General features: G+C 62.1%; 23 protein-coding genes. 14 read left to right on the top strand and 9 right to left on the bottom strand.

The genetic code is table 11. The features are described 5' to 3' along the window. Nucleotides 1–219 precede the first annotated feature (219 nt). The 4 genes from BLJAPNOD_RS29360 (at nucleotide 220) to chrA (ending at nucleotide 7,006) form a co-directional block, all read left to right on the top strand. Nucleotides 220–1,326, top strand: a complete 1,107-nt coding sequence (locus BLJAPNOD_RS29360) for an efflux RND transporter periplasmic adaptor subunit (RefSeq protein ID WP_115422394.1) — start codon at nucleotides 220–222, stop codon at nucleotides 1,324–1,326. Between the two features lie 2 nt (nucleotides 1,327–1,328). Next, nucleotides 1,329–4,565: a multidrug efflux RND transporter permease subunit gene (locus BLJAPNOD_RS29355; protein WP_115422393.1), complete on the top strand. Its 3,237-nt coding sequence runs from the start codon at nucleotides 1,329–1,331 to the stop codon at nucleotides 4,563–4,565. Nucleotides 4,566–4,776: 211 nt separating this feature from the next. After that, nucleotides 4,777–5,598 (top strand): sulfurtransferase/chromate resistance protein, encoded by an 822-nt coding sequence (locus tag BLJAPNOD_RS29350; RefSeq protein WP_077501119.1) that lies wholly within the window; start codon nucleotides 4,777–4,779, stop codon nucleotides 5,596–5,598. A 1-nt stretch (nucleotide 5,599) separates the two neighbouring features. Beyond that, nucleotides 5,600–7,006, top strand: a complete 1,407-nt coding sequence (gene chrA, locus BLJAPNOD_RS29345) for a chromate efflux transporter (protein WP_115422392.1) — start codon at nucleotides 5,600–5,602, stop codon at nucleotides 7,004–7,006. Between the two features lie 56 nt (nucleotides 7,007–7,062). Here the strand turns inward: chrA and BLJAPNOD_RS29340 are convergent, their stop codons facing one another. Next, nucleotides 7,063–7,416 (bottom strand): winged helix-turn-helix transcriptional regulator, encoded by a 354-nt coding sequence (locus BLJAPNOD_RS29340; protein WP_115422391.1) that lies wholly within the window; start codon nucleotides 7,414–7,416, stop codon nucleotides 7,063–7,065. Between the two features lie 100 nt (nucleotides 7,417–7,516). Between BLJAPNOD_RS29340 and BLJAPNOD_RS29335 the strand changes: the two genes are divergently transcribed. The 3 genes from BLJAPNOD_RS29335 (at nucleotide 7,517) to BLJAPNOD_RS29325 (ending at nucleotide 9,578) form a co-directional block, all read left to right on the top strand. After that, nucleotides 7,517–8,530 (top strand): zinc-binding alcohol dehydrogenase family protein, encoded by a 1,014-nt coding sequence (locus BLJAPNOD_RS29335; protein ID WP_115422390.1) that lies wholly within the window; start codon nucleotides 7,517–7,519, stop codon nucleotides 8,528–8,530. A gap of 216 nt (nucleotides 8,531–8,746) precedes the next feature. Beyond that, nucleotides 8,747–9,055 carry a putative quinol monooxygenase gene (locus BLJAPNOD_RS29330; protein ID WP_115422389.1) on the top strand — a complete coding sequence of 103 codons (309 nt, stop codon included), beginning with the start codon at nucleotides 8,747–8,749 and terminating at the stop codon, nucleotides 9,053–9,055. Nucleotides 9,056–9,293: 238 nt separating this feature from the next. Then, on the top strand, nucleotides 9,294–9,578 hold the full coding sequence (locus BLJAPNOD_RS29325; protein ID WP_077501114.1) for a hypothetical protein: 285 nt from the start codon (nucleotides 9,294–9,296) through the stop codon (nucleotides 9,576–9,578). Nucleotides 9,579–9,676: 98 nt separating this feature from the next. On the opposite strand, the gene BLJAPNOD_RS29320 is transcribed toward BLJAPNOD_RS29325, so the two are convergent. The 5 genes from BLJAPNOD_RS29320 to BLJAPNOD_RS29300 form a co-directional block, all read right to left on the bottom strand. Further along, on the bottom strand, nucleotides 9,677–11,920 hold the full coding sequence (locus BLJAPNOD_RS29320) for a TonB-dependent receptor (RefSeq protein ID WP_199566057.1): 2,244 nt from the start codon (nucleotides 11,918–11,920) through the stop codon (nucleotides 9,677–9,679). A gap of 183 nt (nucleotides 11,921–12,103) precedes the next feature. Further along, the gene (locus BLJAPNOD_RS29315) at nucleotides 12,104–13,042 is read right to left on the bottom strand and encodes a FecR domain-containing protein (protein ID WP_158556201.1); all 939 of its coding nucleotides are present in this window, start codon (nucleotides 13,040–13,042) and stop codon (nucleotides 12,104–12,106) included. 150 nt (nucleotides 13,043–13,192) lie between these two features. Beyond that, nucleotides 13,193–13,714 carry a sigma-70 family RNA polymerase sigma factor gene (locus BLJAPNOD_RS29310; protein ID WP_115422386.1) on the bottom strand — a complete coding sequence of 174 codons (522 nt, stop codon included), beginning with the start codon at nucleotides 13,712–13,714 and terminating at the stop codon, nucleotides 13,193–13,195. Nucleotides 13,715–14,309: 595 nt separating this feature from the next. Further along, nucleotides 14,310–14,621, bottom strand: a complete 312-nt coding sequence (locus BLJAPNOD_RS29305) for a hypothetical protein (protein WP_139353883.1) — start codon at nucleotides 14,619–14,621, stop codon at nucleotides 14,310–14,312. A gap of 351 nt (nucleotides 14,622–14,972) precedes the next feature. Further along, nucleotides 14,973–15,884, bottom strand: coding sequence for a sensor domain-containing diguanylate cyclase (locus BLJAPNOD_RS29300; RefSeq protein WP_244611145.1), 912 nt, complete (start codon nucleotides 15,882–15,884; stop codon nucleotides 14,973–14,975). Nucleotides 15,885–16,173: 289 nt separating this feature from the next. On the opposite strand from BLJAPNOD_RS29300, the gene BLJAPNOD_RS29295 reads away from it, so the two are divergent. The 4 genes from BLJAPNOD_RS29295 to BLJAPNOD_RS29280 all read left to right on the top strand — a co-directional run bounded on the left by BLJAPNOD_RS29295 (nucleotide 16,174) and on the right by BLJAPNOD_RS29280 (nucleotide 19,898). After that, nucleotides 16,174–17,100 (top strand): LysR substrate-binding domain-containing protein, encoded by a 927-nt coding sequence (locus BLJAPNOD_RS29295; protein ID WP_115422384.1) that lies wholly within the window; start codon nucleotides 16,174–16,176, stop codon nucleotides 17,098–17,100. Between the two features lie 71 nt (nucleotides 17,101–17,171). Continuing rightward, nucleotides 17,172–18,335 (top strand): adenosylhomocysteinase, encoded by a 1,164-nt coding sequence (locus BLJAPNOD_RS29290; RefSeq protein WP_115422383.1) that lies wholly within the window; start codon nucleotides 17,172–17,174, stop codon nucleotides 18,333–18,335. Nucleotides 18,336–18,347: 12 nt separating this feature from the next. Next, nucleotides 18,348–19,367, top strand: coding sequence for a Gfo/Idh/MocA family oxidoreductase (locus BLJAPNOD_RS29285; protein WP_115422382.1), 1,020 nt, complete (start codon nucleotides 18,348–18,350; stop codon nucleotides 19,365–19,367). Between the two features lie 168 nt (nucleotides 19,368–19,535). Next, a complete protein-coding gene (locus BLJAPNOD_RS29280) occupies nucleotides 19,536–19,898 on the top strand; it encodes a hypothetical protein (protein WP_077501379.1) in 363 nt (120 codons plus the stop codon). Between the two features lie 210 nt (nucleotides 19,899–20,108). Here the strand turns inward: BLJAPNOD_RS29280 and BLJAPNOD_RS29275 are convergent, their stop codons facing one another. The 3 genes from BLJAPNOD_RS29275 to BLJAPNOD_RS29265 form a co-directional block, all read right to left on the bottom strand. Continuing rightward, nucleotides 20,109–20,594 (bottom strand): pyridoxamine 5'-phosphate oxidase family protein, encoded by a 486-nt coding sequence (locus BLJAPNOD_RS29275; protein WP_115422381.1) that lies wholly within the window; start codon nucleotides 20,592–20,594, stop codon nucleotides 20,109–20,111. 139 nt (nucleotides 20,595–20,733) lie between these two features. Next, nucleotides 20,734–21,336 carry a hypothetical protein gene (locus BLJAPNOD_RS29270; protein ID WP_115422380.1) on the bottom strand — a complete coding sequence of 201 codons (603 nt, stop codon included), beginning with the start codon at nucleotides 21,334–21,336 and terminating at the stop codon, nucleotides 20,734–20,736. A gap of 42 nt (nucleotides 21,337–21,378) precedes the next feature. Continuing rightward, the gene (locus BLJAPNOD_RS29265) at nucleotides 21,379–21,693 is read right to left on the bottom strand and encodes a PepSY domain-containing protein (protein WP_077501103.1); all 315 of its coding nucleotides are present in this window, start codon (nucleotides 21,691–21,693) and stop codon (nucleotides 21,379–21,381) included. Between the two features lie 380 nt (nucleotides 21,694–22,073). On the opposite strand from BLJAPNOD_RS29265, the gene BLJAPNOD_RS29260 reads away from it, so the two are divergent. From BLJAPNOD_RS29260 to BLJAPNOD_RS29250, 3 genes are all read left to right on the top strand, one after another. Continuing rightward, on the top strand, nucleotides 22,074–23,255 hold the full coding sequence (locus BLJAPNOD_RS29260; protein WP_115422379.1) for a low temperature requirement protein A: 1,182 nt from the start codon (nucleotides 22,074–22,076) through the stop codon (nucleotides 23,253–23,255). A gap of 83 nt (nucleotides 23,256–23,338) precedes the next feature. Further along, nucleotides 23,339–24,559, top strand: coding sequence for an FAD-binding oxidoreductase (locus BLJAPNOD_RS29255; RefSeq protein WP_115422378.1), 1,221 nt, complete (start codon nucleotides 23,339–23,341; stop codon nucleotides 24,557–24,559). 123 nt (nucleotides 24,560–24,682) lie between these two features. After that, nucleotides 24,683–26,569, top strand: coding sequence for an AI-2E family transporter (locus BLJAPNOD_RS29250; RefSeq protein WP_115422723.1), 1,887 nt, complete (start codon nucleotides 24,683–24,685; stop codon nucleotides 26,567–26,569). The last annotated feature ends 204 nt before the right edge of the window (nucleotides 26,570–26,773 follow it).

Genomic DNA, 26,773 nt, shown 5'->3' with positions numbered 1-26,773 from the left:
ATGGACAGGTCACGGCGCCGCAATGCCCGTTCCCAGGCAGCACGACATTCCGATCGTGCCGCACGCAGGATTGATGGATCGCGTAACATTCCTTCGGACGCCGATGTAACAGTTACGGAAGGGCGATTTACGCTTCAAAGGCAGAGTATTCGTGACTACTGTGCGGGTTGAGCAGACTCCGTGGGACTGAACCTGGCCTTGTTGCCGAAAGGGTGTCGCATGACCGTGCCGAAAGTCGCCTTCTCTGCCTTTTCCGTCCTTCTGGCGTTCATGTTCAGCGCACCGGCTGCCGACGCACAGCAGGCGCCCGCCGTGGTGGTGGCGCCCGCACGGATCGTGGACCTGCGCGAAAGCGTCGATCTGACGGGTCGGGTCGTCGCAACCCAGAAGGTCGATATTCGCGCCCGCGTCGCCGGTTTCCTGGAGGCGGTGAATTTCAAGGAGGGGCAAAAAGTAACGGCCGGGACCCAGCTCTATCAGGTCGAGGATGGCGCCTATCGAGCGGCCGTGCAGGAGATCGAGGGATCGATCGAGGCAGCCGAGGCACAGCGGGATCTCGCAGTCCTCGAACGGGATAGAGCCCAGCAACTGATCGCGACCAATACGATCTCGCAGGCCAAGGTCGATACCGCCAATGCCGAAGTCAAGAAGGCGGAAGCTGAGCTCGTCAAGCTGCAGGGCAGCAAGCAGAGCGCAGACCTCAACCTCTCCTACACCAAGATTACCGCACCCTTCGACGGCGTACTGGGCCTGAGCACTGCCGATGTCGGTGCGCTGGTCGGCCCGGATACCGGTCCGCTCGTCACCTTGACGAAGCTGGACCCGATCTATGTGGAGTTTCCGGTCTCCACGTCGCTGCTGCTGACCTATCGGGAACGCGTGCTGAAGGGGATGACGCCTGGCGGTGCCAATGTCGGGCTGACGTTGCCAAATGGCACCGAGTATCCGCTGAAGGGCACGATCGATTTCATCGGCAGCAACGTCGCGCAGGGGACCGACACGGTGACCGTTCGTGCGCAGTTCGACAACCCCAACGCACTGTTGCTCGACGGGACGCTGGTGCGGGTCACACTCGAACAGTCCGACAAGCAGGATGTCTTGGCAGTCCCGCAAGAGGCCGTGCAACGCGACCAGCAGGGTGCCTTCGTCATGGTGGTCGATGCCGCCTCGAAGGTCGAATTGCGTCGCATCGACGTTGACCGCTCTGCTCGCGGCCTCTCGGTCGTGAGCAAGGGACTGAAGGAGGGCGAAAACGTCATCACCGAGGGGGTCGGCAAGGTCAGGCCGGGCATCGTCGTTGACGCAGCAGCGGCGACGGGTGGCTGAGCATGATCTCTGAAATCTTCATCGATCGCCCGCGCTTTGCCGCCGTCATCTCGATCGTCCTGACGCTGGCCGGCCTGATCGCACTTACCCGGCTGCCGATCGCACAGTTTCCAGACATCGTGCCGCCCCAGGTGAGCGTGACCGCAAGCTATCCTGGCGCCGGCGCCGAGGTGGTCGAGACCACCGTCGCCCAGCCGATCGAGAGCAAGATCGTCGGCGTCGACGATATGCTCTACATGAAATCAACGAGTGGCGCCGACGGTTCCTACACGCTGACCGTGACGTTCGCCGTCGGCACAGACCCCGACATCGCCACCGTCAACGTGCAGAACCGCGTGTCGCTGGCCGAGGCCGGGCTGCCTTCAGAGGTCAAGCAGACCGGCGTCAGCGTGCGCAAGAAATCATCGGCGCTGATGCAGGTGATCACCATCTACGGCAAGGAGGGAAGCGATTTCGATTCGCTGTTCCTGTCAAACTACGCGACGATCAACCTGCTCGACACGGTCAAGCGGGTGCCGGGTGTCGGCGACGCCTCGCTGTTCGGTGCACAAGACTACGCCATGCGCATCGTGCTCGACATCGACCGGCTGACCAATCTCGGCCTGACGCCGACCGATGTGATCAACGCGCTGAAGGCACAGAACGTCCAGGCTGCCATCGGCCGGATCGGCGCGCAGCCGATGACCGACGATCCGCTGTTTCAGCTCAATCTGACGACCCAGGGCCGCCTGACCGATCCCTCCCAGTTCGAGAACGTGGTGTTGAGGGCCGAGTCGGACGGCTCGTTCGTGCGTATTCGCGATATCGCCAAAGTCGAGCTGGGCGCCGCGAGTTCGGACTCCAGCGCCCGCTTCAACGGAAAGCCGGTGGCCATGATCGGCACGTATCAGGCGCCGGGAGCCAATGCGCTTGCCGCCGCCGAAGGCGTCAAGCAGGCGATGGAACGGCTTTCCCAGTCGTTTCCCGAGGGCCTGACCTACTCGATCTCCTACGACACGACCCAGTTCGTCGAGGCGAGTGTCGAGAATGTCGTACATACGCTGCTCGAAGCCTTCGTGCTCGTCATCATCGTGGTCTTCCTGTTCCTCGGCAATGTCAGGGCGACATTGATTCCGCTTGTCGCCGTGCCCGTTGCGCTGATCGGCACCTTCGCGGTCATCCTCGCCATGGGTTTCTCGCTGAACACCGTTTCGCTCCTGGCGATGGTGCTGGCGATCGGCATCGTCGTCGACGACGCGATCGTCGTGGTCGAGAACATCGAGCGGGTGATGGAGGAGAATCCCGGCATGCAGGCGCCCGAGGCGGCGCGCCTCGCCATGGGTGAGATCACCGGCGCGATCGTCGCGATCACGCTCGTGCTTCTTTCGGTATTCGTGCCGGTCGCCTTCATTCCCGGATTGAGCGGACAACTGTTTCAGCAATTCGCGGTGGCCGTATCCGTGTCGATGGTGATTTCGGCGATCAACGCGCTGACCCTGAGCCCGGCTCTCTGCTCCATTCTCCTGAAGCCGCATCATGGGCCCAAGCGCGGCATCCTCGGCTGGATCTCGCGGCGGATCGACAGCGGCCGCGATGGCTATGTCCATGTCGCCGGGCATATCGCCCGTCGAGCGGTCCTCGGCCTTCTCCTCCTGGCTGTTGCGATCGGCGCCAGCGGTTGGCTTTTCCGCGTCGTGCCAACAGGCTTCCTTCCAAGCGAAGATCAGGGCGCCTATTTCACCGAGATCAGGCTCCCCGAAGGGGCATCCTACAACCGTACCGACGCGGTCGTGCGCGACGTCGAAAAAATTCTCGGCGGCATCGATGGCGTCGCCGACGTCATAACCGTCACCGGCTACAGCTTCCTCGACGGCCTGTCCAAATCGAACAGCGCCTTTGCCATCGTCACGATGAAGCCGTTTGCCGAGCGCACCAGTAAGGCGAGTTCCGTCGACGCGGCGGTCGCAACGACCATGGCCAAAGGCACGGCGATCCGCGGCGCGCAGATCTTCGCCTTCAACCTGCCGCCGATCATGGGTCTGGGCACCGGTTCGGGCTTCGAATACCAATTGCTGGACCTGCAGGGCCGATCGCCGGCGGAGTTGGCGGCAACGGCCGGCGGCCTGATCATCGCGGCAAACCAGAGCCCGCTTCTCGGCCCCACCTTCACCACCTATTCTGCAAGCGCGCCCCAGCTTTATCTCGATCTCGACCGGGATCGCCTTCAGGCGCTCGGGGTCTCGGTGAGCGATCTCTTCACCACCCTGCAGGGCACGCTCGGATCCTTCTACGTCAACGACTTCAACCTCTTTGGGCGCAGCTGGAAGGTCAACATGCAGGCGGCCCAGGCCGACCGCGCATCCGTCGACGACATCGCCCGCCTGCATGTGCGCAATGCGTCAGGCGGCATGGTGCCCGTCGCCTCCGTCGCACGCGTCGAATATGTCATCGGGCCGCAGTCGATCGTCAGGTACAATAACTACCGCTCGATCACGCTGAATGGTCAGCCGGCGCCCGGCGTGTCTTCCGGTGAGGCGCTTGCCGCGATGGAGGCGATATCGGCCACGACGCTGCCCCCCGGCTACAGCTACGAGTGGACGGGGACCGCGTTGCAGGAACTTGAAGCGGCGGGACAAACGACGGCGATCCTGGCGCTGGCGGTGCTGTTTGCCTATCTCTTCCTGGTCGCGCTCTACGAAAGCTGGACGATCCCGATCCCGGTCCTTCTGTCGGTGGCGGTCGGCGTCGCCGGCGCCCTCGTTTCGATCCTTGTCGCCGGCCTGTCATTCGACATCTACGCCCAGATCGGCCTCGTCGTGCTGATCGCGCTCGCCTCCAAGAACGCGATCCTGATCGTCGAATTTGCCAAGTTCCATCGCGAGAAAGGTGCCGGCATCGTCGAGGCGGCGGTCGAGGGCGCACGCGCCCGTTTCCGCGCGGTGATGATGACGAGCTTCGCCTTCATCGTCGGGCTCATTCCCCTTGTGACGGCGGAGGGCGCCGGCATGCTCAGCCGGCGCGCCGTCGGCACAGGCGTCGCGGGCGGCATGCTCGCGGCCTCGCTGATCGGGATCTTCATCATCCCGGCCCTCTACGTCGTGTTTCAATGGTTGCGCGAACGTGGTCACAAGCTTGCCGGTCTTTCAACCACGGGCGGAGTCCAGGCTTCAGCTCCAATGACTGACGCCGGAGACACGTCCGCTTCCGCAGAGGGTGGCGAAGACACCCGGCGCGCCGCTGCCGAGCAAGGCAACCCTTAGCTCGAACAACGTCGTCACATCCCTTTTACGAAAGGGCATTATGCCGTGTGGCCACAGGCAACACGGCGGCCATCGCTCGGACAGGCACAGGGGCCGCGACTTGACAGCCTGTGCGAAACGGCGGCAATAATCCGACATGGGGTCGCGATCACCCCACGAGGCGACAGCCGAAGTATCGCGTCCATTCAACCGCTCAGACGGAGGACGCGTCATGCCGTCACTTCTCGAAATTTCCCCTGATAAACTTGCCCGCCTTATCGGCACGCCCAAATGCCCTGCGCTGATCGATGTCCGGATCGACGAGGATTTCGATGCTGATCCGCGCCTGATCCCCGGATCGCTCCGGCGCGACTACCGGTTCGTAGAGGACTGGTGCAACGACTTCGTGGATCGGTCCGCCGTCATCATCTGCCAACGCGGCAAGAAGCTGAGCCATGGGGTCGCCGCCTGGCTGCGGCATATGGGGATTCCAGCCGATGTCCTGGAAGGCGGCTTTGAGGCCTGGTCCGAGGCGGCCTATCCGGCGGTGCCCATCTCCGCCATGCCGAAACGCCAGGCAAGCGGTCACACGCTCTGGGTCACGCGCGCACGCCCGAAAATCGACCGCATCGCCTGCCCGTGGCTTATTCGGCGCTTCGTCGATCCGAACGCCGTATTCCTGTTCGTGGCACCTGCGGAAGTCGAAGCTGTTGCAGACCGATTTAACGCCACGCCGTTTGACATCGACGCCGCGATCCGCTGGAGCCATCGCGGCGACCGCTGCACCTTCGACGTGATGGTGGAGGCGTTCGGGCTGGAAACGGAACCGATGCTGCGGCTCGCAACGATCGTGCGGGGCGCGGACACCTCGCGCCTCGACCTTGCCCCCGAGGCAGCCGGGCTGCTTGCGGTTTCGCTCGGCCTCTCGCGCATGTATGCCGACGATCATGAGCAATTGCAGGCGGGCTTGCTGCTCTATGACGCCTTTTACCGCTGGTGCCGCGATGCCACCGGCGAAACCCACAACTGGCCCTCGCCGAAAAAGGGGGCTTGAAATGACCGATGTCGTTCACACCGCCGACGCCGACAGGGCGTCGGTGCCCCATGGCCACGGCATTTCATTCTCGGAAGCGTTCTGGGTCTGGGTTCGGATCGCGGCACTGAGCTTTGGTGGCCCGGCAGGGCAGATCGCGGTGATGCATCGCATCCTCGTCGATGAGAAGCGCTGGATTGGCGAGCACCGCTTCCTGCATGCGCTCAATTACTGCATGTTGTTGCCCGGTCCCGAGGCACAGCAGCTGGCAATCTATATCGGCTGGCTCCTGCATCGCACCGCCGGCGGCCTTGTCGCCGGCATCCTGTTCGTGCTTCCGGGCTTCCTCGCCATCCTCGGCCTCAGCTACGTCTATGCGGCATTCGGCAACGTCGGCCTGATCGAAGGGCTGTTCTTCGGGTTGAAGGCGGCAGTGCTTGCCGTCGTCATCCAGGCGGTTTTCCGCATTGGCGGCCGGGCGCTGAAGAACAGGCTGATGATCGGCATCGCAGCTTTGGCCTTTGTCGCAATCTTCTTCTTCCGCATTCCCTTCCCGCTGATCATCCTGACAGCCGGCGTCGTCGGCTACATCGGCGGACGCGCGGGCTCGCCACTTTTTCGCATCGGCGGCGGCCACGGCAAGGCAACCGGACCGGTCCTCAAGGACGAGGATTCGGCGCTTGGCGAGCAGATACCGATCCATGCCCGCCCCAACCTCGCCTGGTCCCTCAAGATCTCGTCCGCTTTTCTCGCCTTGTGGCTCCTACCGCTGGCGCTGCTGTTTGCGCTCGCGGGACCGGCCAACGTCTTTACCGAGATCGGATGGTTCTTCAGCAAGATGGCGGTCGTCACCTTCGGCGGTGCCTATGCGGTGCTCGCCTATGTTGCGCAGGAAGCCGTGCAGTATTACGGCTGGCTCAGGCCGGGCGAAATGCTCGACGGTCTTGGCATGGCCGAAACGACCCCCGGGCCGCTGATCATGGTCGTCCAGTTCGTCGGTTTCATGGGCGCCTACCGCGATCCCGGCACGCTTGCCCCGATGATGGCCGCAACGCTCGGCGCGCTGTTGACAACGTGGGTGACCTTCGTGCCTTGCTTCCTCTGGATCTTCTTAGGCGCGCCCTTCATCGAGAAGCTGCGAGGCAACACCGCCCTGACCGGCGCCATGTCGGCCATCACCGCCGCCGTCGTCGGGGTGATCCTCAATCTTGCGGTCTGGTTCGGACTTCACACGTTGTTTTCCCAGGTCGTCCCGTGGCGCTTTGGCTACCTTACACTGGATGTGCCTGTATTGAGCTCGCTGGTGCTGCCATCACTCTTGCTGACGCTTGCGGCTGCACTGGCGATCTTCCGCTTCAACGCCTCGGTAATCGCGACGCTGCTCGCCTCGGCGCTGGCAGGAATGATATGGGTGCTGGTCGGCGCCTAGGGGAACGACCGAGACCACCGTGGAAGCCGGCGATTGCCGACGGAACGTCGCGGCCGTCAGGCCGCGGTACTCCCCGTCGACGGCATGTTGGCGTCGCCCCAGACTTTCAGCGCCAGAATGACCGGCTCCAAGGTGCGGCCCCGCTCCGAGAGATCGTAGTCGACCCTGGGCGGGACCTGGGCAAACACCGTGCGCGTGATCAAGCCATCGGCCTCGAGTTCGCGCAGCTGGTTCGTCAGCATGCGCTGGGTCACGTTCGGCAGCTTCCGGCGGATTTCGTTGAAGCGCAGAGTGCCGGACATGAGGTGGTAGAGAACGACGCCCTTCCATTTGCCGTCGATCAGGCTGAGTGTCGCTTCTACGGCACAGCCCGGACTGCAGTCGAAACGATCGTGGCGCGTGCGTCCCATCCAATGGTATCCTTTTCGATACTATGAGCTTTATATGTGCGTTCTTGCGATATCGCAGCATAGTGCGCATCTTGGCTGTGTTCAACCGATGGAGCATTCAATGCGAGCCGTAGCCTACCAAATCCCGCAAGCGATCGAAGCCGAAACCTCGCTGGTCGATATCGACCTGCTGCGGCCTGAGCCCACGGGCCGGGACATCCTCGTCGAGGTCAAGGCGATCTCGGTCAACCCCGTCGACACCAAGATCCGCCGGGGCGCAAAGCCGGAAGCCGGGCAATGGAAAGTGCTCGGCTGGGATGCCGCCGGCGTCGTCAGCGCCGTCGGGCCGGAGGCGTCCTTCTTCAAGCCGGGCGACGAGGTCTTTTATGCAGGTGCCATCAATCGTTCCGGCACCAATGCCGAATTTCATCTGGTCGACGAACGCATTGTCGGCCGGAAACCCAAGTCATTGGATTTTGCCGCCGCGGCAGCTCTGCCGCTGACATCGATCACCGCCTGGGAAATGCTGTTCGATCGCCTTGACGTCACCCGGCCGGTTCCGGGTGCTGCCCATGCGATCGTCATCATCGGCGGTGCCGGCGGCGTTGGCTCGATCGCCATCCAGGTCGCGCGGGCACTGACGGACCTCACCGTCATCGCCACCGCATCGCGCCCGGAAACGGTCGAATGGGTGAAGTCACTCGGCGCCCACCATGTCGTAGACCACCGCCAGCCGCTCGCTGGGCAGATCGAAGCCCTTGGAATAGGTCAGCCGGCCTTCGTGTTCTCGACCACCAATACCGACGATCATCTCGCCCAGATTGTCGAGCTGATCGCACCGCAGGGGCGCTTCGGCCTGATCGACGACCCCAAGCAGCTCGACGCACTTCCGCTCAAGCGCAAGAGCATCTCTTTGCATTGGGAGCTTATGTTCACCCGCTCGCTGTTTGCGACCGCGGATATCGATAAGCAGAATGCCCTGTTGAACAGCGTGTCGGAGCTGGTCGATGCGGGCAAGATCAAGTCCACGATCGCCGAGAACTTCGGAACGATCAATGCGGCAAACCTCAAGCGCGCGCACGCACTGATCGAGTCCGGCAAGGCCAAAGGCAAGATCGTTCTTTCAGGATTCTAGGCAAGCGCAGGATACCGCCCACGCCTCCTCCGCAACAGCATGGCGCCTGCCGTAAAGCTGCCCCGTCCGGGCGGCCACGGCCGGCGCATGCAAGAAAATCGATCGACAACACAAAGACGAGATGGTCGCGATTGCCGCACATGCGTCGCCCGGCTGCGCTCATGCGATGCAACCGGCCGCGCCTTCCCTCCCCTCCGTCGTCCGAGGAAAACGATGATGACACAATCAACCGAAAAACTGGTTTCTCTGGCAATCCTGACAGCCCAACCCGGAAAGCAAGATGCCTTGTGTGACGGGCTGCTTGCCCTGGTCGAGCCGACCCGCAAAGAACCCGGCTGCCTCGACTACGTCCTGTTCGAAATGCAGGACGCGCCGGGCACGTTCTACATGCGCGAGGCCTTCACCAGCCGCGCCGCGCTCGACGCCCACTTTCAAACCCCACATTTCCGAGCCTTCGCTGCGACGGTCGACAATTTGCTTGCCCGCCCGCTGCAACTGGTGTTTCTCGACCAGCTTTCAACCTGAGGAAATCCGGGCTTTCGTCCTGCGAGATGCGCCTTGCCGCTCTGGTGGTGGGGCGTTTCCGCCTTCGCCATCGAACTGGCGAGCACCGCAGTGATTGCCCATGTGCGAGCGTTCGGATGGCCCACAAGGGCGTGTCACGCACCGGTCACGCGCAAAGAGCGAAGAGGCGTGCTACCACAACCATACCCGAAGCGGCGCGAGTGTTTTTCGTCAATCGCCGTATGGTTTGAGTGAGATCATGCAACGCTATCTTTTCCACATCCACCTGGCAGGTGCCACAAGCCGCGACAGCGTCGGCACGCTGCTTGCCGATGACAGTCAGGCAGTCGAACATGGCCGCCTGGTTGCGGACGAGATCGCCGAAGAGGACGACTACCGCGGCGTTATCGTCGCGGTGGAGAATGCAGAGGGCCGTTTGCTGGCAAGGCTGACGGCTTCCAGGGCCATGCCCCCCTGGCTGATCGCGAGATCAAGATTCGAGCATGCCTGGGCGGAAATGCGAATTGATTTCAGTAAATTGTAATCTGAAGATTTCAGTACGAACACATTAGAAAAAAGGCTGGGGCAACCTGCCGGCAAGGAGGAAGAGGCATCGGCGATGCCTCTTCCTCTGATGCCATTTCAGAATGTCGCCTTGGCGCTCAGGATGAAGGAGCGGCCAGGCTCGTAGAGCGGCGTGACGGTGCCGAATTCCTGGCCGTAGGTGGCACGTTCCGAATAGGTTTCGTCAAAGACGTTCTTGATTTCGGCGCGCAGCGTCAGATTGCTGTGGCTCGGCGGCTGATACTCGACGAAGGTGTTGAACACCTTGTAGGATTCGAGCGTTGGGGTCCCGAGCGCAACATCATCATTGTCGAGCGCGATCTCGACATCGCCGCCGACGGTGACGCCCCAATCGATGAAGCTATGCGCTGCCACCAGCGTGATGAACTGGCCGGCAGGCGTTGCCAGATAGATCCCGGTGTCGGAGTCGGCCGGCTTGCCGTCGATCGAAACATCGATGTTGGCGTACTTGACCTTGAAGTAGCCGTCGCCCCAGTCATAGCCCGCGCCAAGCTCGAAGCCCTTCGAGCGCACGTCATGGTTCTCGATGGCCCTTGCGACCGCGTATTTCGCCGTGCGCGCGTTGTCGATATCAGTGCGAAATAGGCTGCCCTCCAGAGTATAGCCTTCATAATTGGCGACAAGGCCGAAGGCGTAATTGTCGGCGCTGCTCGTGTCCGGTCCGCCCCCATAATTCCACCGCGGATTCATGATGAAGTTCTCTGCAAGCGGAACGCCGGCCCAGACGTGCGAATAGCCCACCTGGGCCGTCAGAAGGTCCTCGATCAGGTCATATTCGCCGGAGACGTTGCCGCTGAAACCGGCGTTGTGCCACTTCTCATCCGTGGTGCCGGTGAACCACTGCTGGTCGCCGCGAACACCGAAGGAAAGACGAGTGCGCTCCCATGGCTCCAGCCGCGCCTGCGCGTAAATGCCGACATTGCGTGCACGCTCGGTCGCGGCGTCGGACGGATCTTCGAGTTCGGCCTTGTCGTTGTAGAAATCGATGCCGGCGGTGATGCTGCCGATATCGAAACTGAACCTGTTCTCAAACTTGCCGTTGAAGGTGCCGGTTTCGCCGGCACCGGGATAGGGAACGGATACCATGCTCGGCGCCACCGGTTTGGGATAGATCGGGATTTCGAGCCGCGTCGAGCTGTAGGCAAGCACCACGGTCGGATCCCACCAGCCCTCGGGCGTGCTGTCGGTGTAGGAAAAGACCGTGTTCTGCCTGTCCAGCGTGTAGTCGCGCACGCGCGGTTCCCACGCCGGGCGGCCGCTGATGAAACCTGAATTGGCGCGGAACGGGCGTGGAGCGTCATCGTAGACACGTTCATGGCTGATCTCGAAGCGGTCACCGCTCTCAAACTCGTAGGCGACCTTGCCAAGCCCGCTCAAAAGGTCGGTACTCGTGCCTTCAACGATCTTGCCGTTTCCAGCCTTGAACTCGTCACCCTTGGCGAAGTTGAAATAGCCGAGGAATTCGAGCCCTTCCTGCATGCCGTAGGCCGAAACTCCGGTCTGGAAGACCTTGCCGTTGAAATTGTAGCTGGAACTGACGAAGCCGCCATATCCGTCGCCGTCGAGCAGGTCGCGCGCGTCTTTCGTCTCATAGGCAATGGCGCCGCCGAGTGCGCCCGGTCCCGCATCCGCGGGCGCGATGCCGGCGTCGACGCGCACTGCCTTCAGCAGGCTCGGATCGATGAGGTTGGTACCGTTGTGATGGAAGACCTTGTTGTTCTGGCGGCCGCCATCCATGGTAACGGCGAGGTTGGTTTCCTCGATGCCGTGAACATAGACCTTCTGTGACATCGGCAGCGAGCTTCCCACCGAGATCGCGGGCTCGCCACGAAAGACGTCGGCTATCGTCGCTGGATTGCGCAGTTCGAGATCCCTCTGGCTGATGACGATTTCACCGACCCCGGTTGCGTTCCCGAAAACCGAGATCGGATCAAGCGCCGTAGAGCCGTCGGTCGGCACCACTGCCGCACCGCCGCCGGTCGACCCTGTCCCGATGACAGCCGTCCGCCCGCCCGAGATGCGATGCTCGATGCCCGTTCCCGAAAGCAGCCGTGCAAGCGCCTCCTCAGGTGCGTATGAACCAACAACGGCCTTGGACATGACGCCGCGGGAGACTGAAGCGGCAAGCGTCACCTGCAGGCCCGATTGCCGGCCGAAGACATTGAGCGCATCGGCAAGCGGCTGGGCCGGCACGTTGAAGCTGCGTGCAGCGCTCACCTGAAACGCTGCATCCTGCGCAAGTGCTGGGTTCGGCCAATTCAGCGCCGAGGCCAGGCAGATCGCCATTCCCGTCGTTGCCATCAGCCGTCCGATCGGACGCCCGCCGGCGTCGCCACACTTCAAACGACGGGATCCCTTGCGGCCTTGCGATATGCGCATCGTACTCTCATCTCCTTGAACTGCGCCCCGTTGCCGAGCGCTTTCCAACAAAGACGAGGACCTCAATCCTTTTTCTCAGATAAATTGAATCTTTTTGTCAGGATTTCAGTATTGCGTCAGCAGCCGGCCATAGGACGAAAATGTCCGCACGCGGCCGCCATAGGGCTCGACCAGCGCCTTCAACGCACTGTCCGGATCGTGAAGATCGTAGAGACCGGTGACCTTGAGACCGGCGAGCTTTCGGTCGGGCACCGCGATCCAGGCCGAATGATAGCGCTGAAGCTGCGCGGCGACCGCGCCGATGGAAGCATCCTTGACGAAGATCCGTCCGCTGCGCCAGGCGGCGACCTGATCGGGTTGGATGGTGTTGCGGGTAACCGCACCGTCGCTTCTGTTTACAACAGCCATTTCGCCTGGAAGCAGCCGGAAGTCCGGTGTCTCCCTGGCTTCACCGATCGACACCTGGACGACGCCTCGCTCCAGCTCGACGGTCGTTTCCTCACCCGCAAGCCGGACATCGAAAGCGGTGCCGACGACCAGCACCTGGACCCCTCCCGCCTCCACCGTGAAAGGACGCGCCGGATTATGTGCGACATCGAAAAACGCTTCGCCGGAAAGCAGGGTGACGTGGCGTCCGGCGGCCGTCATTTCGGTCTTTATGGCACTGTCGCCGCCAAGCTCGATCACCGTTCCATCCTCCAGCGCGACGCTGGCATTCTGGCCGGTGGTGGTGATGTGGTCCGCCTGAAGGCGGATCAGCAGTGAGGGGCCGGCAAGGACGAGCAACAGGGTGGCGGCAATGGCGGCGACGGAGGCGATCACCGGGCGGCGCCAGCGGCGGCCGGTGATCGGCATGACTTTGGCGCGTGGCGCGTCCGCCCATAGTTGCTCATGCACCGGAGCGACTTCTCCCATAAGCTGCCACGTCCGAAGCGCATACTCCCACGCCCGCCGATGATCGTCGGAGCGATGCAACCAGTGCTGGAAGTCGGAGACCAGGTCGGGACAATTGGGCTCGGCCTTCAACCGCAGAAACCAGTCCATGGCTTCTTCCAGGGTAACAGCTGAGATTTGCTGATCTTGGGTCAATGACATCCTATGCCGGTCTGGCCTCTTCAGAGGCACTTCTACCCGAACAATCCCTCTTTTGACAAAGACGAATGACGCGCTTTTTTTTCTCAGGGAGCGACCACTTTAAGTCGCGTTGACAAGAAGTGCCGTGGCAATCTTCATCATCGCCGCCGTGACGTAGCGATGCGCGCTGGCGGTGGAGATGCCGAGATGCGCTGCCACTTCTTCAAGCGTGTAGCCACCGAAGCGGTGCATCTCGACGGCTACCCTCGCTTCAACCGGCAGTTCGCAGAGGATCTGCGAGATCCGGCTGATGTCGTCGTACAGCAAAGCCGATTGCTCCGGCGTGGGCACGTCGGCAGGTACCGACCAGAACGGGACATCGTCCTGATGGCCGATCGCGGCCACCTTCCGGCGCCTCAAAACGTCGAGCGAAAGGTTCCTGACTGTGCGGTAGAGATAGGCAAGGAGCTGGCCCTTCGAAACCGATCGGGTGCTGGAGGGCAGGAACCGAACAAACGCATCCTGGACGATATCTTCGGCAGCATCGCGGGAACCGAGCAGGCGAACCGCATAGGCGATGAGCGCCGGACGGTGGGCAAGAAAGATATCGACGCGCGTTTCGGATTGGGTCTCGGTCGTCATGGGATCCTGGCCGGGAACGGGTTCGTCCGCGTGTGGTGCTTTGCGCGAACGGGCGTAAAATTGAAAACATGCCTATAATAGTCAAGTTTAAAATTCGACCGAACACCAACTTTTGCCGCGGAAGAAGGCGAGTGTGTCTCAACCACCGCCATGATCGAGGCAGCCGCCCCTGCCCCCGCCGCGCGACGTGAGCGGCGCAAGGCCGACCAGTTTGAGAGACGCCAGATGGCGGTCACGACAGCCAACCGGCATCACCAACCCCCGATACCAAAAGGGTTTGTGGCACTCCTGAAGTGTCGATATCGGGCCAACGTCGCAACGAGGCCACTGAACAGGCGCGGCGCCGCCACGTGACGCCAGACACGCTTCAAGTCAGGAACAGCAGGCCACAGCCCGGCGCGATCGAAGTACGGCGTGTGACGATTGGTCTGGGTGAGGAATAGACGGACATGGCCGGCGTTGGTTGCAGTGGGCGAAACGGGGGTTGATCACCCGTACCCCGCCAGGATGAACAGCCCGTCGACGCCGCCATCATTCCTGGCCAACACGCAGTTGCCAGTGGATACGGCCGTGCCCCTGTTTGCAGATTACGGGGTTATCCCCCCATAACCTTCCGCATGCTGTCGTCGCGGACGGTAGTGTCGGAGGTACCACTGAAGACGAGAACCTTCTTCGCCGCGTCTTCTGCAAGCCTCTCCCAACTGTTTCTGATCGTTGTCGCCATCTGGATCCAGGATCGGTCGACACTGTTCTCCTCAAGCGCCATAATCAGCACATCCATTCGCTCGACGCACTCGTCGATGTTCACGTGCAGACGAGATGCCTGGTCGAGCGTAATGCCCGGATGCTCCAGCAGCCTCGGAATGGTTGTCGCCGCCTTTTTGACGAGCTCGTCTTCTTCGATCAATGATCGCTGCCACGCCTCACACATAGCTGACCCCATCCTGTCCCTGACCGACAGGATCGGTGCACGCCCCGCAGCGGTCAACTAAGCAAAACGGGCATGGCTGCCGCAATACATCCGTCATCCGGGTAGACGCTTAGTCCTTCCGGCCGTGCTACGTGCTGCAGGAGGGAGCCCATGAGCAAAAGGTGGAGATCGCAAGCCTTCGCCGGCGCTTGCCGGCACCTGCCCTCGCCAGCACCTGCCCTCGCCGGCCAGCTCACGCGCCGTCACATCGATCCATGTCTGCACGCCGCTGTGCAATCGACAGCTATCGCAGACGCGCCACCGCGCCGGGCGCCCACCGACACCGCATCAAACGATCGTGATCTGGTTGCGGCCGTTGCGTTTGGATTGATAAAGGCCGTCGTCGGCCCGCCGCAAAATATCGCCGATGCTGGTATCAGACCGGGAAATTTCAGTGAGGCCACCACTGATCGTGGAGGAAAGCGCCAACTTTGACTGCAGTTCCAGTGAGATTTGCTGGCGCAAGCCGTTGGCGACGAGGCCGCCCTCGCCACTCGTCGTCCCCGGCATCAGCACAACGAACTCGTCGCCCCCGAGCCGGGCCAGAACATCGTCCGACCGCAGTGTGCGTCGGCAGACCGTTGCAATCGTCGCCAGCAGCTCATCGCCGACGGAATGCCCCAGCTCGTCATTCACCGCCTTGAAGTTGTCGACGTCGAACATCAAGAGGCATGTCGGTTGACGGGTGCGAGTGGCCAGATCGAATTCGATCGCAAGCACATCGAGCAGCTTTCGGCGGTTGTTGAGCCCGGTCAGCGGATCGGTCTCGCTTTGTTGCCGCAACTGATGCTCAATGGCATTTTTTTCGGTGATGTTGCTGGCAACCCAGACCACGGCATCTTCGCCGTCGACAGGAAAATCGAGGGCCTGCACGCGTCCCTCGAACCAGATCGGGTGATCGGGACCAGCATCTTCAAGGCCCTTAACATCGCTGCCGGCAAGGCTGTATTCAACAATGTGCAACGCCCTGGAACCGAGCGCCTTTTCGATTTCCTGCGCGAACCAGTGCGCCTTGTCATGGGCAAGGACATCGTAAACGCTCTGCCCGACAAGGCTGCTGCCATCGTGATAGTAGCGGTGGTCAGCCCCACCGAACAGGGCCGCATACCGGCCACTGCGGGTCAGGATGAAGGCCGGATCGGGCAAGGCGGCAAGAATGAGGGAGAGTTGATCGCGGGAGAACCGCACCGCGTCCTTCACAGGTGCATCCGCGCCGGCACGACTAGGCGATACGCTCATGACGATGGCATCCAGGCATTGTCTTCTTCCCTTGTCTCCTCTGCCCATAAACGAAAGAGCAGGCTGCACTGACTTGGCTCTAGGCGATGCTGTCGCAAAAATCCTTCGAAATATTCAATTTTTCTAAGCTACATCCATCAGCGTTCTCATGAGACCCAGAGGCACTCAAGCAGCAAGCGAGAATGCCGCGTTCGACAGCGGGTAGTCTCTTGGTTTATGCACCAGGCTCCGATGTCGGCGGAGGCGCATTATGCCAACAGATGATCTGCTCTTGAAATCGCAGCGCCCGTTGCCGCCGCTCAATGCGCTCCGCGCCTTCGATGCGCTCGCCCGCTGCGGCAGTCTGCGCGCGGCCGCGATCGAGCTCGGTGTCGTGCCCGGGGCCGTACGCCAGCAGCTTGCGAGCCTTGAGGAGCATTTCGGCTTTGCACTGCTGGATCGCGAAAGCGGACGGGTGACGCTCAATCCGGCCGGGCAACGGCTCGCCGATGCCGTCGGCGTCGCCTTCGCCATCGTGTCGCGCGCGGCGGAGGAGATTTCGTCGAGCGGTAGCACGGTCCGGCTGCGGCTTGGTGTTCCGATGCCGATGGCATCCGCATGGCTGATGCCGCGCCTGGCGGCGCTGTCGAGCGCCGCGCCGGGGCTCGAGGTCGACATCATCCCGGTTGCCGTCACCCAGTCGCTGACCGACAGGCCCGAAATCGACGCCCTGATCGTTGGCGGCGAGTACCGGCCGCTCCCCGACATATCGGCAACCGCCTTCATGGCCGATCGGTTCGGCCCGGTGCTTACCGCCGGACAACCGTCGCTCGTCGATCTGGCAGACATGACGGCGCTGATCGCCCGCAACGTGCCGTATCTCTGGGACGACTGGTTTCGCGAAAGCGGCAATCCACCCATCCGCTTTCGCAAGCGCATCGAGGTGGACGACCTGACGCTGGCGCTCAGCGCCGCCCGCAGCGGGCTCGGCGTCACCATCGCGCCGGCGGCATCGATCGAGGCCGAACTTGCCTCCGGTGCGCTCGAAGCGCCCTTTGGTTTCGTCAGCCGGCCGACCGGTTATCGCTTCTGCTGTCGTATCGCCGACAGGGATCGCAAGCCGATTGCAGCGCTTCGGACCTGGCTTCTCGCGGAGGGGCTTAACCTGGAAGGAAAACTGCCCTCCGCCGCAGTTTAATGTCTCTGCCCGTGGACATGTTGCCCGGATTATGTTGCCGGCACCATCGACAGACATTCAGGATCCTCGCCATGCCCACCTCCAGCCATCCGTCCCGCATCGAGTGGGTCGGGCAAAGCTGTGCGCTCCTGCGCGCCATTGCCACCGAGTTCGAGGCAACCCAGCCGTTCAACGGTTTGACGATCGGAACGGCGATCCATCTGGAGCCGAAGACGGTGGCATTGCTGATGACGCTCAAGGCCGGCGGCGCGAAGCTCGTAGCGACCGGCAATCTGAACAGCACCCAGCCGACGACGGTCGATTATCTAAGACGTGAGGGTATCACCGTCATCGGTGGGCAGACGACCGATGCAACGGCACATTCCGGCTTCATCAATGACCTGCTCGATCATCAACCCGACCTGCTGCTTGACAATGGCGGCGACCTTTTCGCCCGCGTCGCCGAACGGCCCTACCCGACCTTGCTCGGCGGCACGGAGGAGACCACGTCTGGCCGGGCCCGGCTGCAGCCGATGCGCGATGCGATCGGCCTGCCCGTGCTTGTTATCAACGACAGCCCCATCAAGCAGTTCGCCGAAAACCGTCATGCCGTTGGCCAGAGCCTGTTCGAAAGCTACATGCGGTTCACAAATCGCTCGACCAACGGCAAGCGCGTGACCGTTTTCGGCTATGGCGCCTGCGGCAAGGGCACCGCCGCCTGCTTCCGAAGTGCCTACAGCGCCGTCAGCGTCGTCGACATCGACCCGGTTGCCGCACTCGAAGCCCATCTCGACGGCTTCTCCACACCCAGGCGCGATGACGCCATACGCTCGGCCGACGTCATCGTCACGGTCACCGGCTCCGCGAACATCCTGACGGCTTCCGATCTCGCAGCGCTCAAGGACGGCGTCATCCTTATCAATGGCGGGCACTTCCCGCACGAGATCGACATCGCCGGCATGCGCGCCGACGCCGCGGTGATGTCGGCGGAAAGCTATCTCGACGAGGGCATCGAGACGATCATCCTTGCCGATGGCCGGCGCATCCATAGTCTTGGCGCAGGCCACATGGCCAATCTTGCCGGGCCAAGGGCTCTTGGCAATTCAGTCGAATCCATGGATCTCGGCTTTGCGCTCCAGGCCCGCTGCCTGGAGAGGGTGGCGAGCCGGACACTCGACGCTTCGATGTGCGTCGTGCCGGTCCCCGGGGACATCGACGCCATGGTCGCATCCGCCTATCTCGAACTGCACCGCTGAGGGAACTGACACATGCTGCGCTGGGGAATTCTTGGAACGAGCTTCATTTCCGACACCATGGCCGAGGCCATCGGCGCAAGCGACGGCTCACGCATCGAGGCGGTGGCCGGGCGCGATGGGCAGCGTCGTTCCGATTTTGCCGCCCGGCACTGTATTGCCAAGCACTATTCCGGCTACGACGCGCTGCTCGACGACCCTGCCATCGATGTCGTCTATGTCGGCCTGCCCAACAACATGCATCATGAGGCGGTGATCCGCGCTGCGGAAAAGGGCAAGGCCGTTTTGTCGGAGAAGTCGCTGACCACGACGATGGCCGACGCAGAGGCGCTGGCTCAGGCTGTGCGTGCCCGTGACATCTTCTTTCTCGAAGGTCTGATGTATCTGTGCCATCCGTTGATGGCCAAGGCCGGCGAAATCCTGCAGTCCGGTCGGCTCGGCGCGATCCGGTCGGTTTCGGGGCTCTACGCCGCCGACATCTGGAAATTCGTCAACCCGCTGGGCAGAGGCACGATCTTCAATCTCGGCTGCTACCCGGCCTCACTGCTGCATTACGTGATCCAGACGGCCTGCGGGCCGGATGCTTTTTCAGCACGGGCGACCAGCGCTTTCGGCAACGTCTCGCCGCATGACGGCAACATCTGCGATGCAAGCCTGTCGGTCCGTTTCGACAACGGTGTTCTCGCCACGCTGCAATCGACCGACAGCTTCGGCATGTCTTTCGCTTTCTCCATCCACGGGGAGCGCGGCAGCCTGCGGTTTCTCACCAACCCTTGGCTGCCGGTGGCAGGCCAAAACCGGATGGAGCTTTGCGAGTATGGTCACCCGCCCGAGGAGATCGTCGTTCTTTCCGATCACGACGCCTTCGGCCATCAGGTGCGGTTGGTCGAGAGCTGTTTGAAGGCGGGCGTGACGGAAGCGTCGCGCCCGGCGCCAAGCCTGTCCGATTCGCTTGAGATCATGTCGCTGCTGTCGACCTGGGATGAGCAGGCACGAATGTCAGCCGGCGCAAGCGACCCGCAGCGCGCGTCCTGATCGTCGCGGAGGTGCTCGCACGGTCCTTTTTCGGCAGCCCGGACGCGCCGACGGGCGACGCCAGCAAAAATGAAGGCGGGCCGACCCTGCCGACCGTTTCAAACGTCATGGTTTGTGCGTAACAATTGCGAACCGCGCGAGGGGCGCGCGGTTCTCTTGGGGGACTTGATGAAAAGATTGTTGCTCACCGCAGCGCTGTTTCTCGGCGCGGCCGCGGCCGGGAACGCCCAGACTGTCAACGCCGGCAAATACACCGTCGAAGGCACCAACCTGGATGGCTCCAGCTATTCCGGCACAGCGGAAATCACGCTTGCGAGCGAAACCACCTGCGTCATCGAATGGGACACGGCCGGCGTGAAATCCACCGGCGTCTGCATGCTGAACGGCGATGCCTTTGCCGCAGCCTACGTGCTTGGCGATGCTCTCGGCCTCATCGTCTACAAGGTCAACGGCGATGGTTCGCTGGACGGCACCTGGACCATCACCGGCAAGGATGGAAGCGGGACGGAAACGCTGACTGAAGCGAAGTAGCCTTCGCGGGCCGATGGCCGTCCGTCGAACGATCACGGTCGAAACCATCGACGCTCAAGCAAAACGCCTGCCGCGGGACAAGTACCCGCCGCAGGCGTTTTGGCGAGACGCTTGGAGCGTCCCGGTTTAGACGGAGGACAGTGGCACTCTATCTCTTTGTTTTCATGCATTTCCGAGCGGAAAACCGCTTCGCATCTTTCCTGGAAATGCTCAGGAGAGCTCCACTTTCGCGGTTTTCTCCCGATACGCCTCCTTCGGGTCTCTGCCCAAAAGCAGCTTGATGCCAGCAAACAGGCTGGTCTCATTGAGCCAGATTTCCGCTTCGCTTGGCTCGAAACGCAAAAGGGCGAGCTCGGGATCGTCCTTGCCGCCCTCATACCAGGCGGCGACATACTGGTTCCACAGCCGGTCGATCACAGCGCGGTCATTGTCGAGACGAAGCATCCCGTGAGCGGTCGCAAACAGCTCGTGGTCCTTCGAGGCGAAGGCGAACATGGCAGGCGTGTCCGTGTGGGCATTCTGCGCGACGACAGCACTGCGAACGGTAAAGAACCAGATCGGCCCGTGCTCGCCCTCGACCTGCGCGGTCATCGGACGCGTGTGCCCATGCTCCGCTTCAGACAAACCAAGCATGACGGTCATGTCCGATTTCAACGTTTTCCAGAATTTCGTCTTGAGCTCTTCGGGGCTTGCCAATGTCCTATCTCCTTGACGGTTCAGCGCACCGGCACGGCTCATCTTCCTTGATGACCTCCGGGCAGACGTGAACGGCGTGAAACGAAAAACAGGAGCCGACCTATGGGCCGGCCCCTGGCGTACTCATGCTGACGTGCGACTAGCGGTTGGCGTAGCGGGCGCGCTGCTCTTCGACCTCAGTCGGGCTGTAGGGATCAAGGCTCTCATCGAACCTGTTCCAGCCTTCGGCACGGTAGGCCGAACGGCGGCCTTCCAGATCGACCCAGTTGGAACGCTGAAGGATAGCTTCCGCCTGGGCGACATCACCGTCGGCAACGCGTGCAGTGACCAGTGTGCCACCGCGGCGAACACCTTCGGCGTAGACATGGGCATCCTCCTCCGGCACGCCGGAATCGGTCAGCGCACCGACGATGCCACCGACTGCGCCACCGGCGACTGCGCCAGCGGCCGCACCGGCAGCGGTTGCTGCAAGCCAACCCGCCGCGACCACCGGACCAACGCCTGGGATCGCCATCAGTCCGAGGCCGGTCAGAAGACCGCCGGCACCGCCGACGGCAGCGCCGAGCCCGGCGCCAGTTCCGGCACCCGCTGCTGCGCCTTCGGCATCGTCGACCTTGTATCGGCCCTCGGCGTTGCTTGCGACCATGCTGACATCACCATCGGGGATACCCGAGGCTTTCAGCGCACGCACGGCTTCCGAAGCCTGGTCATAGGTGTCGAACAGTCCTGAAACAGTTTTCATATCGATTTTCCTTGAATGTGTTTGCTAATCTTTCGGCCAACATCAGTTGGCGACGATGTTGCCCTGGTAGTCGAGTGCGACGTTCACGGGCTTTCCGTCCTTGGTGGCGGCCGCCTGCCAGATACCCTTGTCGTCCAACTTCAATCCGCTGACGGCGGTGTAGCCGCTTTCCTGCAGCCGGGCGCGCGCCTGCTCTTCGGTGAAGCTATTGGCGCCGGCAACGGGTGCAGTCGGATTTGTGGTATCGGGCGTCGCTACAGCGGGGGTTTCGGCCTCAGGCGAAGGCGTTGGTGTCTGGGCGTAAGCACTCAAGGTACCTGCCACCAGAAAGGCCGTCGCGGCGATCATTCTTTTCATCGTTGTCTCCTTGGTCCGTCATTGATCGATGCGGGGACAACGCGAGTGATTGGCGATGGTTCCTGTTCAACCTCAGAAGAAATTTAGAATTATCCAATCAACTTAATATGTTACAGACGTGCGGCACGGCGTCGATCGGGCGCGGCGAAGCCCGCCGGTCTCACGACAGCGCCCATCCAAACGCGTGTCGCGCACGAAGGTTCACACACTACATGCTACCGCTCGCATTGAGCGGAAGGTGTTCAAGCCGTCAGAAGGCATCAACATCATGCGCTTCGACGACCACGTTCTTTCGCCCCATCAAGAAACTGCCGTTGTTGAATTTCGACAACGCCCTAGTTCCCGTTCGAGTTTTGATCGGATCAGCATCGGCGACCTGAATGGCGAGCAATCAGAAGAATGACTGGATCAGGAAGGCGGGGGCCGATCAGACGCGAGCCAGTTTTCCCGAGTTGTTCTTCGATCTTGTCTTCGTATTCGCGCTCATTCAGCTCGCGCACAAGCTCGCGTCCGATTTCAGCGCCACGGCCGCTGTCGAGGCGGTTCTGTTGATCCTTGCCGTCTGGTGGGTCTGGATCCACACAACCTGGGTGACCAACCTGCTCGATACCGAGAAGGAGCCTGTCCGTCTGCTGCTGTTCGGGCTGATGTTTGCCGGCGTCCTGCTGGCGATCGCGCTACCCGAGGCGTTCGGCGATCAAGGCCTGGTCTTTGCAGCCATCTATAGCAGCATGCAGATCTGCCGGTCGGTTTTCACGCTGTATGCCTTTCGCCATGCCGACAGGCGGTCGTTCCTGACCTTCCTGCGCATAACGATCTGGATGCTGCTATCGAGCGCCTTCTGGCTTGCCGGCGGACTGATGGAGCTCGAAGGGCGCCTGGTCCTCTGGACGATCGCCCTCCTTGTCGAATACGCCTCGCCGGCCCTGAGATATTACGTGCCTTTTCTCGGCAGATCGCCCGACGAAACCTTGGATGTGTCCGGCGCTCACATGGCTGAGCGCTCAGCGCTGTTCGTCATCATCTGCCTCGGCGAGACCATCCTGACGACCGGCCGCAATGCGACGGAGCACATGACGGATGACATGACTTTTGCGGTATTTTGCAGCGCGTTCCTCAGCACCGGCTTCATGTGGTGGATCTATTTCCACCACGGCCAAGAAAAGGCCGCATCGAAAGCAGAGGCGACATCGAGGCCGGAAACCGTGGCACTCAATCTCTTCACCTATGGCCACCTCCCTGTTGTCGCCGGCATCATCCTGACTGCGGTCGGGGAGGACTTCAGCCTGTCGCATGCCGAGGAACCCAGTTCGCTGAAGCACGCGCTTGCCATGCTCGGCGGCCCGGCTCTCTTCCTCGCGGGAAACATCTGGATCAAGGCCGTCGCCACGCGCCAGTTCCCGGTCTCGCATATCGCCGGGCTCGTGCTTCTGGCGGTCGCGATCCTCATTGTGCCCGTTGCCCCCAACTACATCGTTCAGGCTGTGGCGACCGCGGTGCTGTTGATCGTCGCCCTGTGGGAGTACCTGGCGCTGCGCCGTGTTTCGGCGTCGACAGCCTGAGTAAGCCGGGGCGGAACTTAATCCGCGTCTGCGCATTCCCGAATGCGCAGATCTGGCACGAATGCGCGGAGCTGGAGGATCACTTGCACACATTGACCCGCAAACGGGACCTTCGGAAGGCCGAGCCTCTGTGGGCCGATACGCCGCGCCATACGGTGCGCACGCAAAAACGGGTCCCCGCCCACGATGTCGACGTGCTGATCGTCGGCGCCGGGATCAGCGGCGCGCTGATGGCCAACGCCCTCATCGGCCACAAGCTGCGCATTCTGATGGTGGACCGTCGAAAGCCGATCAGCGGCAGCAGCATGGCCAGCACCGCCATGATCCAGCACGAGATCGACGTGCCACTGCACCAATTGAACCGTGTGCTTGGCGCGGCCGACGCCGCGCGCATCTGGCAACGCTCGGCAAAAGCCGTCGAACACCTCGCATCGCTCGTCGACGGCTTGCAGATCACCTGCCAGTTCGAGCGCAAGAGCACGCTTTTTCTCTCGGGCTCGTCCTATGGCGCGCGCGCGCTTCAGGCGGAAGTGGAGGCGCGGGGGGCAGCAAAGCTTGAAGCAACGCTTCTGCCTCAAGCAGATCTGCGTTCAAGGTTCGACATCGACCGAACCGCGGCGATCGAGACCCGGATTTCCGCATCCGCCAACCCGGCCCAGTTGACATCAGGCTTTCTCCGGCACGCCCAGGCCAATGACATCCCCATCGTCGAAAACGTGGAGATCACCGATATCCGGGAGATCGAGGGCCGAAATGCGGTTGCGACGTCCGATGGCCAGATCATCGCCGCGACCCACGTGGTCTTCTGCACCGGCTACGAGTTTCTGGAGGCGGTGGCACACAAGAACCATGCCATCGTCTCGACCTGGGCACTGGCCACCAAGCCTCGTCATCCACGCCCGGAGTGGCTGGACGACTATCTCGTCTGGGAAGGGGCCGACCCTTATCTCTACTTCCGCTCGACCAAAGACGGCCGCATTATCGTCGGCGGCGAGGACGAGAAAAGCGATGACGCGTTCCGAGACCCGGCAAAGCTGAAGGCAAAGTCGGACATCCTGCGCGAAAAACTTTCCGATCTCATCGGAGTGAGGATCGGCGAGCCCGACTACCGCTGGGCCGCCGCCTTCGGCGTCACGGCACAGGGCCTGCCGATGATCGGGCGTGTTCCCGGCATGCGGAATGCCTTCGCGACCATGGGCTATGGCGGCAACGGCATCACCTTCAGCCAGATCGCCGCCGAAATCATCTCGTCGAGCATTTTAGGGCATGCCGACCCGGACGCTTCACTGTTTCCGTTCGTCTAACGGCGGGCCTGCAGACGAGCACAGCGTTTACCGGGCCATCATTCGTGATAGCTTCTGACAAATCCTAGGGGGATAGACTTGGGCAAGGCAATCGATCAGATCCGCGATCTCGGTGCGCCCTCGATGCAAGGCGTACGGCCGGCCATGCCGACGTCGCTGACCCTCGTCGGCGCCGCGGTCGTCCTCTATCTGGCCCGCGATGTCTTCCTGCCGATCGCCGTCGCGCTGCTGCTGACCTTCGCGCTTGCCCCTGTCGTCGCAGCACTGCGCCGCATCGGTCTGCCCCGGGCATTTGCGGTGATCTCCACCGCGTTGATCACCTTTACCCTGATCGGCATTTTCAGCCTCGTGGTCGCCCTGCAGGTTGCCGAACTGGCCAAAAACCTTCCCGCCTATCAATCCAACATCGTCACCAAGGTGAAGGACCTGAAGGAGGCCGGCGCCGAAAACGGCATCATCGATCGCATTGGCAACGTCGTCGAGCGCATCAACCGCGAGATAGACCGGCCGACCACGGAAACGCCAACCGGCGTCGAAGCTCCGAAGAGAGATCCCCTGCTGGTCGAAATCTATTCTCGCGACAATCCGATCCAGGTCCTGACCAATATCATAGCGCCGCTCGTCGGCCCGGTGGCGATGGCCGGCTTGGTCGTCGTGGTCGTCATTTTCATGCTGCTGGAGCGGGAGGATCTCAGGGACCGGTTCATACGGCTCGCCGGCTTCGGCGACCTGCATCGAACCACCGAGGGCCTGCAGGACGCGGGTACGCGCGTCGGCCACTACCTGCTGATGCAATTGATCGTCAACACCGCCTATGGCCTGCCCGTCGCCATCGGCCTCTGGTTCATCGGCATACCCAATGCAGTGCTGTGGGGACTGCTGGCGATCGTCCTGCGGTTCGTTCCGTACATCGGACCTATCATCGCCATGGTCCTGCCGTTGTTCCTGTCCGTCGCGGTCGACAGCGGCTGGTCGATGCTGCTGTGGACGGCCGGGCTGTTCGTCGCGATGGAGCTGGTAATCAACAATGTGGTCGAGCCGATGCTCTATGGCTCCAAGACCGGGCTTTCGCCGCTGGCAATCATCGTGTCCGCGATCTTCTGGGCGTGGATCTGGGGGCCTGTCGGCCTGATCCTCTCAACGCCGCTGACGGTGTGCCTGGTCGTGCTCGGCAAGCATGTGCCGCAATTCGAATTTCTGCAGGTGCTTTTCGGCAGCGACCCGGTGCTGGCGCCGCACGCGCGCCTCTACCAGCGGCTTCTGGCCGGCGATCCCGATGAAGCGACCGATCAGGCCGAAGAGATCCTCGAAGACGAGTATCTCGTCGATTATTACGGCGCAGTGGCAATCCCCGCTTTGGCTCTGGCGGAACAGGACCGCGCCCGCGGTGTCATGAGCGACGAGCAGCGGCTGCGGGTGGCGGCGAGCGGCCTATCGCTGGTGTCCAACCTCGAAGACATTGCGATCGAGGAAAGTCAGGATGACGAGCTCGAAAACGAGGATGAGAAGAGCGAAGCTGCAAGCCAGCCCATTCCGGACGGCGAAGGCATGACCATCCTTTGCGTCGGCGGCAGAGGCGAGATCGACGACGTCTCGGCCGCCATGCTCGCCCAGGTGCTGCGCGCGGAGGGGGCATCGGCGACGGCGCTGAATTTTCACGAGATCGAACCGGCCAATATCCGCAAGCTCCAGACCGATGCCGTCGATGCGATCATCGTGTGTTTTCTCAATCGGGATTCGATCAAGCATGCCCGCTTCGTCGTGCGCCGGCTCAAGCGCGTCAACACCCGGGCAAGGGTGGGTATCGTCATTTGGGACACTTCGGCCGACGACGCAGCGGCCCAGCACAAGCCCGATACGAGCAAGGAGCAGGTTCCGGGCGCCGACTTCGTTACATCGGACATGACTTCCGCGGCGATCGAGGCACTGACGAAACGACCCTCGCTTCCGCTTGCCCCTCCAAGCAAGACAAAGGCGCGGCGACGTCTGGTGCCGCAGCACGCACAATGACATTGCAAGGCCATCAGAGCGTGGCGGACCGATCGCAGTTAGTTTTGGGCGGCAGAGCCGGATCCCGCACTGCGGCGGCAGGGGCTTCTCCCGTTTCACCACACCAGATGGAACCCATAATGTAAGCTATTTCTTACATACGGATCGCTCCTCTCGTCGGAACAGAGCCATACCTCGCGCGTTGACTGACGCGACCAAGCTGAC

The sequence above is a fragment of the Ensifer sp. M14 genome (assembly GCF_003355565.1).
GTDB lineage: Bacteria > Pseudomonadota > Alphaproteobacteria > Rhizobiales > Rhizobiaceae > Ensifer.
Note: the sequence above shows the minus strand (reverse complement) of the source record. Positions and strands in the feature narration are given on the sequence as shown.

Excerpts from the sequence above, each read along its gene's own strand:
- BLJAPNOD_RS29355 (WP_115422393.1), top strand. The coding sequence starts at position 1,329 with ATGATCTCTGAAATCTTCATCGATCGCCCGCGCTTTGCCGCCGTCATC.
- BLJAPNOD_RS29265 (WP_077501103.1), bottom strand. The coding sequence starts at position 21,693 with ATGAAAAGAATGATCGCCGCGACGGCCTTTCTGGTGGCAGGTACCTTG.
- BLJAPNOD_RS29330 (WP_115422389.1), top strand. The coding sequence starts at position 8,747 with ATGACACAATCAACCGAAAAACTGGTTTCTCTGGCAATCCTGACAGCC.
- BLJAPNOD_RS29360 (WP_115422394.1), top strand. The coding sequence starts at position 220 with ATGACCGTGCCGAAAGTCGCCTTCTCTGCCTTTTCCGTCCTTCTGGCG.
- BLJAPNOD_RS29260 (WP_115422379.1), top strand. The coding sequence starts at position 22,074 with ATGGCGAGCAATCAGAAGAATGACTGGATCAGGAAGGCGGGGGCCGAT.
- BLJAPNOD_RS29295 (WP_115422384.1), top strand. The coding sequence starts at position 16,174 with ATGCCAACAGATGATCTGCTCTTGAAATCGCAGCGCCCGTTGCCGCCG.
- BLJAPNOD_RS29270 (WP_115422380.1), bottom strand. The coding sequence starts at position 21,336 with ATGAAAACTGTTTCAGGACTGTTCGACACCTATGACCAGGCTTCGGAA.
- chrA (WP_115422392.1), top strand. The coding sequence starts at position 5,600 with ATGACCGATGTCGTTCACACCGCCGACGCCGACAGGGCGTCGGTGCCC.
- BLJAPNOD_RS29325 (WP_077501114.1), top strand. The coding sequence starts at position 9,294 with ATGCAACGCTATCTTTTCCACATCCACCTGGCAGGTGCCACAAGCCGC.
- BLJAPNOD_RS29340 (WP_115422391.1), bottom strand. The coding sequence starts at position 7,416 with ATGGGACGCACGCGCCACGATCGTTTCGACTGCAGTCCGGGCTGTGCC.
- BLJAPNOD_RS29280 (WP_077501379.1), top strand. The coding sequence starts at position 19,536 with ATGAAAAGATTGTTGCTCACCGCAGCGCTGTTTCTCGGCGCGGCCGCG.
- BLJAPNOD_RS29315 (WP_158556201.1), bottom strand. The coding sequence starts at position 13,042 with ATGGACTGGTTTCTGCGGTTGAAGGCCGAGCCCAATTGTCCCGACCTG.
- BLJAPNOD_RS29320 (WP_199566057.1), bottom strand. The coding sequence starts at position 11,920 with ATGGCAACGACGGGAATGGCGATCTGCCTGGCCTCGGCGCTGAATTGG.
- BLJAPNOD_RS29250 (WP_115422723.1), top strand. The coding sequence starts at position 24,683 with ATGCAAGGCGTACGGCCGGCCATGCCGACGTCGCTGACCCTCGTCGGC.
- BLJAPNOD_RS29310 (WP_115422386.1), bottom strand. The coding sequence starts at position 13,714 with ATGACGACCGAGACCCAATCCGAAACGCGCGTCGATATCTTTCTTGCC.
- BLJAPNOD_RS29285 (WP_115422382.1), top strand. The coding sequence starts at position 18,348 with ATGCTGCGCTGGGGAATTCTTGGAACGAGCTTCATTTCCGACACCATG.
- BLJAPNOD_RS29335 (WP_115422390.1), top strand. The coding sequence starts at position 7,517 with ATGCGAGCCGTAGCCTACCAAATCCCGCAAGCGATCGAAGCCGAAACC.
- BLJAPNOD_RS29290 (WP_115422383.1), top strand. The coding sequence starts at position 17,172 with ATGCCCACCTCCAGCCATCCGTCCCGCATCGAGTGGGTCGGGCAAAGC.
- BLJAPNOD_RS29350 (WP_077501119.1), top strand. The coding sequence starts at position 4,777 with ATGCCGTCACTTCTCGAAATTTCCCCTGATAAACTTGCCCGCCTTATC.